Raw genomic sequence first — 13,424 nt, 5'->3', positions numbered from 1 at the left:
GTCCCGTTTCACCGGGGCCCTCCGGGCGCTTCCCTTCGTGTTTCTTTGTCTTGCTGTCCTGCGTTTCCGACTCTATCAGACTCTTTCGTGTCCGAATTCCCGGTCGAAGCGGGTCAAGCGGTTTTGCTGCTTTTCGCTTTCCAGGGTCTTCGCTTTCGCGTTTTCCCTTTCCGGCGGTTCCAACTTTACCAGACTCTTTTTCGTTCCGTTTCCGGTCCGAATTTCGATTTCCGGTGGCCTGTGGAGTGGCCTTGCCTTTCGGCGTGTCCGCTACGTTAGCCCATTCCCTTGGCAGCTCATAATCGAGCCTGTCGAGCGAATTACGGGCACGCCGAATTCGCACCCGCCAGGGTGAGTCGTAGGTAGTGGTTTGGCCTCTTCGGGCTGCCCGGACCGGTCCGATGGACTGTTCCGACAGCTGTACCCGTGTCAAGTGGCTCGGACTACATTAGGCGTCCGCCCAGGGCCCGTCAAGTCGCTCATGGTCCGTCACTTCGCCCGGCGGCGACGGGGAGCGTGCGCGCGGTACGGGCTCACCGTGGGGTCGCTCTCGATCCAGAAGCGCCAGGGCTGGTGTGCCCCGTCGCCGCCCACCCCGGTGCGGGGGCCGCTGCGTACCTGGTCACGCGGGGGCGGGGTGCCGTGGAGTACGGACAGTGCGGGGGTGGGGCCGGCGAAGAGGTCGCTGCCGTTCAGCGTCCGGTCGACGTCGAGGGCGGTGGCGAGGCGGGCCGGGCCTTTGGCCAGTTCCTTGTCATTGCGGGCCGAGACCCGTCGTACGCGGGCCAGGCCGGCGCCCACGTTGATCTCGCCGGCCCGGAGCAGGACCCCGCTCGCGTGGTCTTCCGGGCCGCAGACCAGGTTGAGGCAGTGCCACATCCCGTACGTGAAGTAGACGTACGTATGACCGGGCGGGCCGAACATCACGCTGTTGCGGGCCGTGCGGCCCCGGAAGGCGTGCGAGCCGGGGTCGACCTCGCCGGCGTACGCCTCCACCTCGGTGAGACGTACCTCGATCGTGCCCTCGTCGCTGTGGCGGACGAGGGTGCGGCCCAGGAGGTCCGGGGCGACGTCCAGGACGGAGCGGTCGAAGAAGTCGCGGGTGAGCGGTGTGCGGTCGGAGCCCTTGGTCATGCCGTCCGAGGGTACTGGGGAGGTGAGCGCGGGAACCGGCTACGGTCATGGCGCGTATGTAGGGGTCAGGACCAAGAAGGAGTGAACATGGGCTTCAAGCGGCTGCTCGCGAGCATGGGTGCCGGTGGTGCCTCGGTGGAGACCGAGCTCACCGAGGTGAACGTCGTCCCCGGTGGGGTCGTGCAGGGGGAGGTGCGGGTCCAGGGCGGGTCCGTGGCTCAGCAGATCGAGGGGCTCTCCGTCGGCCTGCAGGCGCGGGTCGAGGTCGAGAGCGGTGACCAGGAGACGAAGCAGAACATCGAGTTCGCCAAGGTGCGGCTCGGTGGTGCCTTCGAGGTGCAGGCCGGCGCGGTGCACGTGGTGCCGTTCGGTCTGGAGATCCCGTGGGAGACGCCGGTCACGATGTTCGCCGGTCAGCACCTGCGCGGCATGGACATCGGCGTAACCACCGAGCTGGAGATCGCCCGGGCGCTGGACTCCGGTGACCTGGACCCGATCAATGTGCACCCGCTGCCGGCGCAGCAGGCCATTCTGGACGCCTTCGGGCAACTCGGCTTCCAGTTCCGCAGCGCGGACATGGAGCGCGGTCACATCCGCGGGTCGCGTCAGCGGCTGCCGTTCTACCAGGAGATCGAGTTCGTACCGCCGCAGCAGTACCGCGGGCTGCACCAGGTCGAGCTCACCTTCGTCGCGGACGACCGCGAGATGGACGTGATCCTGGAGATGGACAAGAAGCCGGGGCTGTTCAGCGAGGGCAGCGACTCCTACCGCGCGTTCAAGGTCGGTCTCCACGACTTCCAGCAGACCGACTGGGCGGCCTACCTCAACCAGTGGCTCGCCCAGGTCGGCGGACAGCGCAACTGGCTGTAGAGCCCTAAGGTCGGATGGGGTAGATCCTTCAGGTGGGGAAACCCGTTGAAGACAAGCCCGACGCCGATCAGGAGAGGTACGAGACGTGACCGAGCCGAAGAGGGCCCCGCTGCCGCACGACTTCCATCCGGAGGTGCACGCGTTCACCGTGACGAGCAAGGATCTCGCGCCCGGTGCGGTGCTGGCCGATGCCCAGGTGCTTGCGTCCGGGAACACCTCGCCGCACCTGCGGTGGGAGGGTTTCCCGGCCGAGGCCAAGAGCTTCGCCGTGACGTGCTTCGACCCGGACGCCCCGACGGGGAGCGGGTTCTGGCACTGGGTGGTCTTCGACATCCCGGTCTCCGTGACCGAGCTGCCGGCCGGTGCGGGCAGCGGTGCGTTCGAGGGGCTGCCCGAGGGGGCCGTCCAGGCCCGTAACGACTACGGGGCGAAGGAGTTCGGCGGCGCCGCGCCGCCCGCCGGGGAGAACCACCGCTATGTGTTCACCGTGTACGCGGTGGATACCGAGAAGCTCGGGATCGACAGCGACTCCTCGCCCGCCGTGGTCGGGTTCAACCTCCGGTTCCACACCCTGGGGCGTGCTCAGCTGATCGGTGAGTACGAGGCTCCCGCCGCCGATTAGTTCGCCTGTTGTTTGCCCTGCTCTGGTCTTGGAGAGATCAGAGCAGGGCATTTTTATTGCGTTGTCCATCGCGGCCTGCCCAGCCAGAGTTGATCCGGGCCTGCCAGGGGGCGGGCGGCACACGGGAGGTGGGCAGGATGCGTGACACGCTGGTTCTCAACGCGAGCTTCGAGCCGCTGTCGACAGTGACGCTCAACCGTGCGGTGGTCCTGATCCTGACGGACAAGGCCGTCGTCGAGCAGTCGCATCCCGAGCTCCGTATGCGTGGTGCCGCCGTGGACATTCCGGCGCCCCGGGTGATCAGGCTCTGCCGGTACGTACGGGTGCCGTTCCGAAGACAGGCGCCGTGGTCGAGGAGGGGTGTGCTGATCCGGGACCAGCACCGGTGCGCGTACTGCGGGAAGCGGGCGTCCACCGTCGACCACGTCGTGCCGCGGGCCCAGGGCGGGCAGGACACCTGGCTGAACACGGTGGCCTCCTGCGCCGAGGACAACCACCGCAAGGCGGCCCGCACGCCGGAGCAGGCGGAGATGCCGCTGCTGAAGCAGCCGTTCGTCCCCTCCCCCGCCGAGGCGATGCTGCTGGCGATGGGGGCCGGTGACCGGGCGGGGCTGCCTCAGTGGCTGGACCGGGGTGCCGCGGCCGCGTAGAGCCATGACGTAGATCATGACGTAGATGACGTACGGCTGATGCTGTGGCAGTGGGCCCGTCCCTGTGAGGGGGCGGGCCCACGTGTGTCAGCGGAGCAGCAGTTGGACGATGGCCGCGGAGCCGACCACGACGATCAGGGCGCGCAGGAGTACGGGGCTGAGGCGGCGGCCGACCTTGGCGCCTATCTGGCCGCCGATGGCCGAGCCGACGGCGATCAGCACGACCGCCGTCCAGTCGAAGTCCGCGACGAAGAGGAAGAACAGCGCGGCGATGGTGTTGACCACGGCGGCCAGGACGTTCTTGACGGCGTTGAGGCGCTGGAGGGTGTCGTCGACCAGCATCCCCATCAGGGAGAGGTAGATGATCCCCTGGGCGGCCGTGAAGTAGCCGCCGTAGACGCTGGCGAGCGTGAGGCCGCTGAACAGGAGCGGGCCGCCGTCGGGGCGGGCCGGGGTGCCGGTGCGTTCACGGCGGCGCTGGACGGCTTTGCTGATGCGTGGTTGCAGGATCACCAGGACGAGGGCCAGGGCGACCAGGATCGGGACGATCGTCTCGAACGCCGTGGAGGGCAGCGCGAGGAGGAGCGTGGCGCCGGTGAGGCCGCCGATGGCGGCTCCGACGGAGAGTTTCAGGATGCGGCGGCGCTGGCCGGCCAGTTCCTTGCGGTAGCCGATGGCTCCGCTGATGGAGCCGGGGATCAGGCCGAGCGCGTTGGAGACGGTGGCGGTGACCGGCGGGAGGCCGGTGGCGAGCAGGACGGGGAAGGTGATCAGGGTGCCTGAGCCGACGATCGTGTTGATCGTGCCCGCACCGACTCCCGCCGCGAAGACGGCGAGTATTTCCCAGATGGACAAGGCCATCTCCTTCGATGGTCAGTGATGCCTCCCCGCCATGAAGGTCGAGGGGCCTCACTGATCATGCCCGAAGGTGGTGGTGCGTCAGTAGACCGGGGGTTCTTCGCGGCGTTCGACGGCGGTGCCACGGGGGTTGATCACGCCGGCACCGCCGCCGTTGCCGCCGGTGCCGCTGTTGCCCTCGTTTCCGCCGTTGCCTCCATTACCGCCGTTGCCTCCGTTGCCGCCGGTGTTGAAGCCGGGAGCCCCGCCGCCGAGGTTGCCGAAGGCTCCGCTGAGGCCCTTGAGGGCGTCGCCGATCTCGCTGGGCACGATCCAGAGCTTGTTGGCGTCGCCCTCGGCGATCTTCGGGAGCATCTGGAGGTACTGGTACGAGAGCAGCTTCTGGTCCGGGTCGCCCGCGTGGATGGCCTCGAAGACCGTGCGTACGGCCTGGGCCTCACCCTCAGCCCGGAGGGCGGCCGCCTTCGACTCACCCTCGGCACGCAGGATCGCGGACTGCTTCTCACCTTCGGCGGTGAGGATCTGGGACTGCCGGATGCCTTCGGCGGTGAGGATCGCGGCGCGCTTGTCGCGGTCGGCGCGCATCTGCTTCTCCATCGAGTCCTGGATGGAGGTGGGCGGTTCGATGGCCTTGAGCTCGACGCGGTTGACGCGGATGCCCCACTTGCCGGTCGCCTCGTCGAGGACGCCGCGCAGCGCCGCGTTGATCTCCTCGCGGGAGGTGAGGGTGCGCTCCAGGTCCATGCCTCCGATGATGTTGCGGAGGGTGGTGACGGTGAGCTGTTCGATCGCCTGGATGTAGCTGGCGACCTCGTAGGTCGCGGCGCGGGCGTCGGTCACCTGGTAGTAGATGACGGTGTCGATGTTGACGACCAGGTTGTCCTGGGTGATCACCGGCTGCGGCGGGAAGGGCACCACCTGTTCACGGAGGTCGATCCGGTTGCGGATCGAGTCGATGAACGGGACGACGATGTTCAGGCCCGCGTTCAGGGTGCGCGTGTAGCGGCCGAAGCGCTCCACGATGGCGGCGCTGGCCTGCGGGATGACCTGGATCGTCTTGATCAGGGCGATGAAGACGAGCACCACCAGAATGATCAGGACGATGATGATCGGTTGCATCGTGTCTCTCGTGCCCTTCGGTTGCCGGCGGATCTCATGATGATCGACATGATCGACTTCGAGTCTCGCAGAACTGCGCCCGCCTCGTGCGCGGTTCGCTCACATGACGACGGCCGTCGCTCCGTCGATGTCCACGACATCGACCTGGCTGCCGGGTTCGTGGACCTGTTCCTCGTCCAGTGAGCGGGCCGACCAGACCTCGCCGGCGAGCTTGATACGGCCGCCGGCGCCGCTGACCCGTTCCAGCACGACCGCCTGACGGCCCTTCAGGGCGTCGATACCACTGGCGTGCCCGGTCTGCCCGGTCCGGTGTCTGGCGGCGATCGGGCGGACGACGACGAGCAGCGCCACCGACACCCCGACGAAGACCAGTACCTGGGCCACGATGCCGCCGCCGAGCGCGGCGACGACCGAGGCGGCCAGCGCCCCGACGGCGAACATTCCCAGTTCAGGCATCGCGGTCAGGACGAGAGGGATGCCCAGTCCCGCCGCGACGATCAGCCACCACACCCACGCGTCGATGTCCACATGGTCATCGTAGGACTGTCGGTGCGTCACCGACAGGGCGCAGGGGTGGTCAACTGCCGTCAACTGCGGTACGCGCCGCAGGGCTTGTTCCGCGGATCGCCCCGCAGATCGCCCCGCGGATCGCCCCGGGGATCGCACCAGGGGTGGCCTCGGGTCGGTCAGGAGAGGGGCAGGCCATGGGCGGTGTAGCGGTCGCCGGTGTGCTCGACGATCAGCGGCAGGCCGAAGCAGAGCGAGAGGTTACGGGAGCTGAGCTCGGTCTCCATGGGTCCGGCGGCCAGGATCTTGCCCTGGCGGATCATCAGGACGTGGGTGAAGCCGGGCGCGATCTCCTCGACATGGTGGGTGACCATGATCATGGAGGGGGCGTACGGGTCGCGGGCGAGGCGGCCGAGGCGGCGGACCAGGTCCTCGCGGCCGCCGAGGTCGAGTCCGGCGGCGGGCTCGTCGAGGAGCAGCAGCTCGGGGTCGGTCATCATCGCGCGGGCGATCAGCGTGCGCTTGCGCTCTCCTTCGGAGAGCGTGCCGAACTTGCGGTCCAGGTACTCGGTCATGCCGAGGCGGTCCAGGAAGGCGCGGGCGCGCTCCTCGTCGACGGCCTCGTAGTTCTCGTGCCAGGTGGCGGTCATGCCGTAGGCGGCGGTGAGCACGGTCTGCAGCACCGTCTGCTTCTTGGGCAGCTTGTCGGCCATCGCCACGCCCGCCATGCCGATCCGGGGGCGGAGCTCGAAGACGTCGGTGCCGACGCCGCCCAACTGCTCGCCGAGGACGGTGGCCGTTCCCTTGCTCGGGAAGAGGTAGCTGGACGCGAGGTTGAGGAGCGTCGTCTTGCCGGCGCCGTTGGGGCCGAGGATGACCCAGCGCTCCCCCTCCTTGACCGACCAGGAGACGTCGTCCACCAGAGCGCGTCCGTCGCGGACCACGGATACGTCCACCAGCTCCAGTACATCGCTCATGAGCGCGTTGTCTCCCCATGCAGTCTCGTCGAGATCGTCGCGTGCCGGTGGGCACAGTCCCAGGAGAAAACCTACGCCACCGCGCGAGTGGTCCGGCCGTGAGGTCCGGGTCCCGGTCCGGTCCCGGTCCGTCTCCGGTGCGTCACCGGTGCGTCACCGGTCCGTCTCCGGTCCGCTCGCGGGTTCTGTCTCCGGTCCGTTGTCGGTTCGCTCGAGGGTTCCGTCTCCGGTCCGTTGCCGGTTCGTTCTCTAGGCTGTCTCCATGCTTGTGGAACCACGTTCAGGGTTGTTGGCCGCCTGGGGGAACGCGCTTCTGGCGGGACTTGTCTCGCCGGACGACGCGGCTCTCGCGATTGTCGGGGAGGACGCGGTGCACCGCGTCGAGGGGCTGCCGGGTGAGGCGGGGCCGGTCGGGCTCACGCTGGCGCTCGGGCGGCTGCGGGCGCTGGGGGCGACGGGTTTCCGGGTCGCGCTGCCGGCGCCGGGGCATCCGCTGGGCTTGTCCGGTCCGCCCGACTTCAACGCGCGGGCGCTGGAGGCGGAGGAGGCGGTGATCGCGTACGGGGTGCCGTACGGGCTGGTGCCGGAGGTCGGCGAGGTGGGTCCTGAGGGGGATCTGCACGTCGAGGTGGTGTGGCGGGTGCTGCCGGTGCGGGAGGCGCCGCCGGCGGACGTGCCGTCGCTGAGCGAGGCGGAGCGGGAGCTGGCGGAGGCGTTGCGGGATGCGACGGCGGCGCTGGCCCGGCTGGATGTGGCCGGTTCGGGTCCGGTGGCGGAGGCGGCGGTGGACGCGTACCGGGCGCGGGCGGAGGGGGGCCGGGGGCGCGATGTGCTGGCGCCGGGGTATCCACCGCGGGCGGTGCGGGTGCTGGAGCTGGCGCAGCGGGTGGGGCTGCTGGTCTCGGTGGCCTACGGGTCGGGGCACGGGGGTGCGGTGAGCGCTTCGGAGATCGCGGCTCGGGGGGCGGCGTTGCGGCCGGTGGAGCGGGTGGCTCGGCGGGCGTTGGTGGCGGCCTACAACGCGTATGTGGAGGGCGGGGAGGTTCGGCGGTAGGCCCGCGGGCCTTTGTCCTCAAGCGCCGGACGGGCTGGGGGTGGGGCCCCTGGGCGGGGGGCCTGTTCTTGTGCGGGGTCCCCGGCGCGAGGGGTCCGTCCTCAAACGCCGGACGGGCTGAGAGGAGGCGGACGGGCTGGAGTGGGGCCGCCCCCAAGGAGGGTGGGGGCGGGCCGGGGGATGTCAGTGGTTCAGGCCGAGGTTGCCGAAGGCCGGGTTGAGCAGGCCGATCACGTTGACCGTGTTGCCGACCACGTTCACCGGGACGTGGACCGGGACCTGGGCCAGGTTGCCGCTGGCGACGCCCGGGGAGCCGACGGCCGCGCCGTGGGCGTCGGCGCCGCTGTGGCCGGTCGCGGAGGCCGCGCCGGCGCCGGCGGCGATGGGCCATCCGGCAATCATGGTGACGGCGGCGGCCTTCTTCAGGTTCTTCACTTCAGGATCCTCCTGGAGAGGCTGCGGCAAGCCGCCGCAGCGTGCCCTGGAGAACGCCGTACGGCCCGGAAGGATGCGCCGTTCGGGTGACATATACCCGACAGTATGAATCTCAGCCCGGGTCAGCCCGCAGCGCCGTTGCGGACCGCCCAGAGCGCCGCCTGCGTGCGGTCCGCCAGGTCGAGCTTCATCAGGATGTTCGACACATGGGTCTTGACCGTCTTCTCGGAGAGGACGAGGGCGCGGGCGATCTCCCGGTTCGAGCGGCCGTCGGCGATGAGGCCGAGGACCTCGCGCTCGCGTTCGGTCAGGGTGCTCCCCCGGCCCGTACCGCTGCCGGCGTCGTCCTGGGCGAGGAGCGCCCCGGCGACCTCCGGCTGGAGCAGGACGTGTCCGGCGTGGACGGAGCGGATGGCGCCGGCCAGGGCGTCCGGGTCGACGTCCTTGTAGACGTAACCGGAGGCTCCGGCGCGCAGGGCCGGGACCACCGTGCGCTGTTCGGTGAAGCTGGTGACGATGAGGATCCTGGCCGGGTTGTCGAGCTGGCGGAGCCTGCGCAGGGCCTCGATGCCGTCGGTGCCGGGCATCTTGATGTCCATGAGGACGACGTCGGGCCGCAGCTCCTCGGTGCGGGCCACACCCTCCGCGCCGTCGGACGCCTCGCCGACGACCTCTATGTCCTCCTGGATCTCCAGGAACGTACGCAGTCCACGGCGGACCACCTGGTGGTCGTCGACCAGCAGCACCCGGATGATCTTGTCAGCCACCGGGGACCTCCATCTCGATCGTGGCGCCCTTCCCGGGCTCCGAAACAACGCTGAGTCTGCCGCCGACGCTCTTGGCCCGGTGGCGCATGGAGACGAGCCCGAGGTGCCGGCCTGCCTTTCGGACGGCGGTGGGGTCGAAGCCGATGCCGTCGTCGGTGACGCGGAGGACGGTCGCGGTGGGGCGCCGGGCCAGGGTGACGTCCACGTGCTCCGCGCCGGAGTGGCGCAGGGCGTTGTGCAGGGCCTCCTGCGCGACCCGGAGCAGCGCCTCCTCCTGGGCGGCGGGCAGGGCGCGTACACCGCTGCTGCCGAAGGTGACCGCCGCCGTGTGGGCCCGGTCCAGGACCTGGATCTGGGTACGGAGGGTGGCGATCAGGCCGTCCTCGTCGAGCGCGGCCGGGCGCAGCTCCACGACGGCCGCCCGCAGCTCGTCCACCGCTTCGGCGGCGAGGACAGCGACCTGCTGGAGCTCCCCCTTGGCCCGGGCCGGGTCGCGGTCGACGAGGGCGGCGGCGGCCTGGGCGGTGAGCCTCAGCGAGAACAGCTTCTGGCTGACCGCGTCGTGCAGCTCGTGGGCGAGGCGGGAGCGTTCCTCGGCGATGGTCAGCTCGCGGCTGCGCTCGTAGAGGCGGGCGTTGGTGAGGGCGATCGCGGCGTGCTGGGCGAGGATCGAGAGGAGTTCCTCGTCCTCGGCGGTGAAGCCGCAGCCGCCGTCGGGCTTGGGGCACATCTTGTTGGCGAGGAAGAGGGCGCCGATGATCTCGTCGCCGTCCGTGATGGGCAGGCCGAGGAAGTCGGACATGTCGGGGTGCGCGTCGGGCCAACCCTCGAAGCGGGGGTCCTTGCGGACGTCGGCGAGCCGCTCGGGCTTCGCCTGGTGCAGCATCGCGGCGAGGATGCCGTGCTGCCGGGGCAGCGGGCCGATGGCCTTCCACTGCTCGTCGCTCACGCCATCGACCACGAACTGGGCGAAGCCGCCGTGGTCGTCCGGGACGCCGAGGGCCGCGTACTGGGCGTCGAGCAGTTCGCGGGCGGAGGCGACGATCGTCTTGAGGACGTCTCCTACGTCGAGGTGCCGGCTCATGGCGAGCAGCGCGGCACTCACCGCGGCGAGGGCCGACGGCGGGCGATGACTCATGGGATCACCGTACCGGCGGGGTTCGGCGGCCGGATCGGGCCGAGGGCGGCTGCGGGAGGGCGGGAGTCCTAGGACGGTCGCGGCCGGAGCTGGGGCTGTGGTCCTAGGACCTTCCCGGTCCTAGGACGAAGTGCCGGGTGCGGGTGCGGCTCCCGGGCGAGGCGCGGTGCAATCGCCGCTTCCTACGTTGGAGTCGCCGGGTCGCCCCGGCGGTGGACGCCGATGTTCCGCGTCGCCGGGAACGCCCGGTGGACGCCGATGTTCCGAGGAGACGGTCACGATGCCGGTTGCGTTGATCACGGGTGGTTCGAAGGGGCTGGGGCGTGCGCTGGCCGAGGCGCTGGCCCGGCAGGGGTGGGGTCTGGTGCTGGACGCGCGGACCTCCGGGGTGCTGGAGGCGGCGGCGAAGGAGGTGCGGGAGCGGTACGGGACGCGGGTGGCGGCCGTTCCGGGGGATGTCACGGACGCGGCGCACCGGGCGGAGCTGGTCGCGGCCGCCGGGGAGCTGGGCGGGCTCGATCTGCTGGTGAGCAACGCGAGTGTGCTGGGTGCCGAGCCGCTGGTCCGGCTGGAGGCGCAGCCGCTGGAGGGGTTGCGGCGGGCGCTGGAGACCAATGTGGTGGCCGCCCTCGGCCTCGTACAGGAGGCGCTGCCGTTGCTGCGGGCGTCGGCCTCGGGGGCGGTCGTGGTGGTCAGCTCGGACGCGGCGGCGGAGCCGTACGCGACGTGGGGCGGTTACGGGGCGTCGAAGGCGGCGCTGGACCAGTTGGCGGCGGTGCTGGGGGTGGAGGAGCCGGGGCTGCGGGTGTGGGCCGTCGATCCGGGGGACATGGACACGGATCTGTACGAGGCCGCGGTGCCGAACGACGGCGGGGAGGCCCGGCCCTCGCCCGCCGGCGTGGTGCCCGCGTTCCTGCGGCTGGTGCGGGAGCGGCCGGCCAGTGGGCGGTTCGCCGCTCCGGCCCTGCTGGAGGAGGCCCCGGAGGCTTTCGGGGGTGCGCGGTGAGTGCGGTGGGGGCGGTTCGGCGGGACGGGGGCGGCGCCCCTTCGGCCGGGCCCGGGGCCTCGCCGCTGGAGGCGTTGCGGGTGCCCGCGGAGCTCTCGGCGCGGGTGCCGGCCGAGGAGCGGGGGGCTGGGCGTGACGACGTACGGCTGCTGGTGACCCGGGGGACGGCGGTGTCGCACCACGCGTTCCGGGAGCTGCCGGGGCGGTTGCGGGCCGGGGACGTGCTGGTGGTGAACACGTCGGCGACGTTGCCGGCCGCGGTGAACGGGCGGGTGGGCGGCGACCGGGTCGTCGTGCACTTCTCGACGCGGGGTGAGGACGGGCGGTGGGCGGTGGAGCTGCGGGCGCCCGGCGGCTCGGGGGCCACCGCGCCGCGTCCGGGCGGGCCGGCCGGTGCGGTGGTGCGGCTGCCGGGCGGGCGGGAGCTGGTGCTGGAGGAGCCGGTGGGAGGCACCTTGTCGGGCGGGCCGGACCGGCGCCGCTCCCCGGGGCCCGCGCTGGGGGCGCGGCTGTGGTGGGCGCGGGTCCCGGACCGGGTGCCGGAGCTGTTGCGGCGGTACGGGCGGCCGATCCGGTACGCGTACACGGAGCGGGATCAGCCGCTGTCCGCGTACCAGACGGTGTTCGCGGTCCCGGCGCCGGACGGGAGCGGTTCGGCGGAGATGCCGAGCGCGGCCCGGCCCTTCACGGCCGCCCTGGTGAGCCGTGGGGTGCAGTTCGCCCCACTGTCGCTGGATACGGGGGTGGCGTCGGCGGAGGCGCACGAGCCGCCGTACCCGGAGCGGTTCGCGGTGCCTTCCACCACGGCGTGGCTGGTCAACGCGGCGCGGGCGGCGGGCGGCCGGGTGGTGGCGGTGGGGACGACGGCGGTGCGGGCGCTGGAGTCGGCGGCGGACGCGGAGGGGGTGGCGCGGCCGGCGGCGGGCTGGACGGATCTGGTGGTGACGCCGCGCCGGGGGGTGCGGGCGGTGGACGGGCTGCTGACCGGGCTGCACGAGCCGCAGGCCTCGCACCTGCTGATGCTGGAGGCGGTGGCGGGGCGCGAGGCGCTGCGCCGTGGGTACGAGGCCGCGCTGGAACGGCGCTACCTCTGGCACGAGTTCGGGGACGTCCACCTCATCCTGCCGGATGAGGAACGTAACTCTCCAGATTGCTTCAGCAACTAGTGGTGAGGTTGGCGCGTCGCCGATGTGAGCCCAGGCATAGGGCGTGCGTCACTTACGAACGCCCCTAGTGGACCCAAAAGGGTGATTTGGGTAGGCATGAGCGGGGGTTATTTCGGACGAACAGGACCCTCTTCCACTATCCAGCTTCGTACGTCACACCTTTGCCACGCGATTTTGCTGCCGCTAAGAATTGCTCTCGTCCCCGACGGAGGTGCGCATCGCCGCCTCCGGTCTCGTCCTCCGTGAGGACACCTGAGCAATTCGAAGAGGTAGCCCTACATGTCTGCGACTCGCATTCCCAGCCGTGTCCGTCGTCTGAACAAGGTCCAGAAGATCTCCGTGGCCGGTGTGTCGGCCCTGGCCGTCGCCTCCCTGACCTTCTCGCTCGTCCCGTCGAACGCCGAGGCCGAGGTCGCCCCGCAGGCAGCGGGCGCTGCCGCTCCGGTCGCCTTCACCGGCGGCTCCGCGCAGGCCAAGACCGTGCAGGACAGCCTTATCGAGCAGCACTCCACCGCCGAGCAGCTCGTGAAGGCCGCCGACGCAGCCAAGGCGAAGGCCGCCGCCGAGACCAAGGCGAAGGCCGCGAAGGCCAAGGCCGCGGCGGACGCGAAGGACAAGGCCGAGAAGGCCGCCAAGGCCAAGGCCGACGCGAAGAAGCGCGGCGCCGAGGCCGCCAACCGCTCCACCGCGCGCAAGCCCGTCTACGCCAACAACCTGGACGGCTGGATCCGCGAGGCCATGGCGATCATGAAGAAGGAAGGCATCCCCGGCTCCTACGAGGGGATCCACCGCAACATCATCCGGGAGTCCAGCGGTAACCGCTGGGCGATCAACAACTGGGACATCAACGCCCGGAACGGCATCCCCTCCAAGGGCCTGCTCCAGGTGATCCAGCCGACCTTCGACCGGTACCACGTCAAGGGCACCAAGAAGGACCTGTACGACCCGGTCGCCAACATCGTCGCCGCCTGCAACTACGCGGCCGACCGCTACGGCACCATGGACAACGTCGACAGCGCGTACTGAGTCCAGCCGTACAGCTGAGTCCAGCAGCCGTACACATGCCGGAGGCCGGCACCCCACGGGGTGCCGGCCTCGGCGTCGTTCCGTACGCGGGTTCC

At 70.6% G+C, this 13,424-nt stretch carries 15 protein-coding genes; 7 read left to right on the top strand and 8 right to left on the bottom strand.

All coding sequences use genetic code 11. The features are described 5' to 3' along the window. Window positions 1–489: 489 nt before the first annotated feature. Window positions 490–1,134, bottom strand: coding sequence for a DNA-3-methyladenine glycosylase (locus tag ACFWRT_RS34910; RefSeq protein ID WP_380954946.1), 645 nt, complete (start codon window positions 1,132–1,134; stop codon window positions 490–492). Between the two features lie 87 nt (window positions 1,135–1,221). Between ACFWRT_RS34910 and ACFWRT_RS34905 the strand changes: the two genes are divergently transcribed. The 3 genes from ACFWRT_RS34905 (at window position 1,222) to ACFWRT_RS34895 (ending at window position 3,276) form a co-directional block, all read left to right on the top strand. Continuing rightward, window positions 1,222–2,004 carry a sporulation protein gene (locus ACFWRT_RS34905; protein WP_380954945.1) on the top strand — a complete coding sequence of 261 codons (783 nt, stop codon included), beginning with the start codon at window positions 1,222–1,224 and terminating at the stop codon, window positions 2,002–2,004. An 85-nt stretch (window positions 2,005–2,089) separates the two neighbouring features. Beyond that, window positions 2,090–2,626 carry a YbhB/YbcL family Raf kinase inhibitor-like protein gene (locus ACFWRT_RS34900; RefSeq protein WP_380954943.1) on the top strand — a complete coding sequence of 179 codons (537 nt, stop codon included), beginning with the start codon at window positions 2,090–2,092 and terminating at the stop codon, window positions 2,624–2,626. 137 nt (window positions 2,627–2,763) lie between these two features. Next, entirely contained in the window at window positions 2,764–3,276 is a 513-nt protein-coding gene (locus ACFWRT_RS34895) for an HNH endonuclease (protein ID WP_380954942.1), read from the top strand. An 87-nt stretch (window positions 3,277–3,363) separates the two neighbouring features. On the opposite strand, the gene ACFWRT_RS34890 is transcribed toward ACFWRT_RS34895, so the two are convergent. The 4 genes from ACFWRT_RS34890 to ACFWRT_RS34875 all read right to left on the bottom strand — a co-directional run bounded on the left by ACFWRT_RS34890 (window position 3,364) and on the right by ACFWRT_RS34875 (window position 6,737). Further along, a complete protein-coding gene (locus ACFWRT_RS34890; protein WP_380954941.1) occupies window positions 3,364–4,137 on the bottom strand; it encodes a sulfite exporter TauE/SafE family protein in 774 nt (257 codons plus the stop codon). Between the two features lie 78 nt (window positions 4,138–4,215). After that, the gene (locus ACFWRT_RS34885) at window positions 4,216–5,253 is read right to left on the bottom strand and encodes an SPFH domain-containing protein (RefSeq protein WP_380954939.1); all 1,038 of its coding nucleotides are present in this window, start codon (window positions 5,251–5,253) and stop codon (window positions 4,216–4,218) included. A 99-nt stretch (window positions 5,254–5,352) separates the two neighbouring features. Then, complete coding sequence (locus tag ACFWRT_RS34880) at window positions 5,353–5,781, bottom strand: NfeD family protein (RefSeq protein WP_380954937.1); 429 nt, start codon at window positions 5,779–5,781, stop codon at window positions 5,353–5,355. A gap of 158 nt (window positions 5,782–5,939) precedes the next feature. Further along, window positions 5,940–6,737: an ABC transporter ATP-binding protein gene (locus ACFWRT_RS34875; RefSeq protein ID WP_317822280.1), complete on the bottom strand. Its 798-nt coding sequence runs from the start codon at window positions 6,735–6,737 to the stop codon at window positions 5,940–5,942. A 262-nt stretch (window positions 6,738–6,999) separates the two neighbouring features. Here ACFWRT_RS34875 and ACFWRT_RS34870 point away from each other — a divergent pair, with 262 nt between their 5' ends. Beyond that, entirely contained in the window at window positions 7,000–7,791 is a 792-nt protein-coding gene (locus ACFWRT_RS34870; RefSeq protein ID WP_380954935.1) for a hypothetical protein, read from the top strand. A 183-nt stretch (window positions 7,792–7,974) separates the two neighbouring features. Here ACFWRT_RS34870 and ACFWRT_RS34865 read toward each other — a convergent pair whose 3' ends face one another. The 3 genes from ACFWRT_RS34865 to ACFWRT_RS34855 all read right to left on the bottom strand — a co-directional run bounded on the left by ACFWRT_RS34865 (window position 7,975) and on the right by ACFWRT_RS34855 (window position 10,131). Then, the gene (locus tag ACFWRT_RS34865; RefSeq protein WP_380954934.1) at window positions 7,975–8,226 is read right to left on the bottom strand and encodes a chaplin family protein; all 252 of its coding nucleotides are present in this window, start codon (window positions 8,224–8,226) and stop codon (window positions 7,975–7,977) included. 122 nt (window positions 8,227–8,348) lie between these two features. After that, window positions 8,349–8,993, bottom strand: coding sequence for a response regulator (locus ACFWRT_RS34860; RefSeq protein WP_018512265.1), 645 nt, complete (start codon window positions 8,991–8,993; stop codon window positions 8,349–8,351). Continuing rightward, on the bottom strand, window positions 8,986–10,131 hold the full coding sequence (locus ACFWRT_RS34855; RefSeq protein WP_380954933.1) for a GAF domain-containing sensor histidine kinase: 1,146 nt from the start codon (window positions 10,129–10,131) through the stop codon (window positions 8,986–8,988). Before ACFWRT_RS34855 ends, ACFWRT_RS34860 begins: the two co-directional genes overlap by 8 nt. 280 nt (window positions 10,132–10,411) lie before the next feature. On the opposite strand from ACFWRT_RS34855, the gene ACFWRT_RS34850 reads away from it, so the two are divergent. From ACFWRT_RS34850 to ACFWRT_RS34840, 3 genes are all read left to right on the top strand, one after another. Further along, window positions 10,412–11,137, top strand: a complete 726-nt coding sequence (locus tag ACFWRT_RS34850; protein ID WP_380954931.1) for an SDR family NAD(P)-dependent oxidoreductase — start codon at window positions 10,412–10,414, stop codon at window positions 11,135–11,137. Then, window positions 11,134–12,303 (top strand): S-adenosylmethionine:tRNA ribosyltransferase-isomerase, encoded by a 1,170-nt coding sequence (locus ACFWRT_RS34845; RefSeq protein WP_380954930.1) that lies wholly within the window; start codon window positions 11,134–11,136, stop codon window positions 12,301–12,303. Before ACFWRT_RS34850 ends, ACFWRT_RS34845 begins: the two co-directional genes overlap by 4 nt. A 279-nt stretch (window positions 12,304–12,582) precedes the next feature. Continuing rightward, window positions 12,583–13,329 carry a transglycosylase SLT domain-containing protein gene (locus ACFWRT_RS34840; RefSeq protein ID WP_380954928.1) on the top strand — a complete coding sequence of 249 codons (747 nt, stop codon included), beginning with the start codon at window positions 12,583–12,585 and terminating at the stop codon, window positions 13,327–13,329. The last annotated feature ends 95 nt before the right edge of the window (window positions 13,330–13,424 follow it).

It is taken from the genome of Streptomyces cyaneofuscatus (genome assembly GCF_042718795.1).
GTDB lineage: Bacteria > Actinomycetota > Actinomycetes > Streptomycetales > Streptomycetaceae > Streptomyces > Streptomyces cyaneofuscatus_A.
The sequence above is the reverse complement of the archived record's forward strand: the minus strand, read 5'-3'. Positions and strand labels throughout refer to the sequence as shown.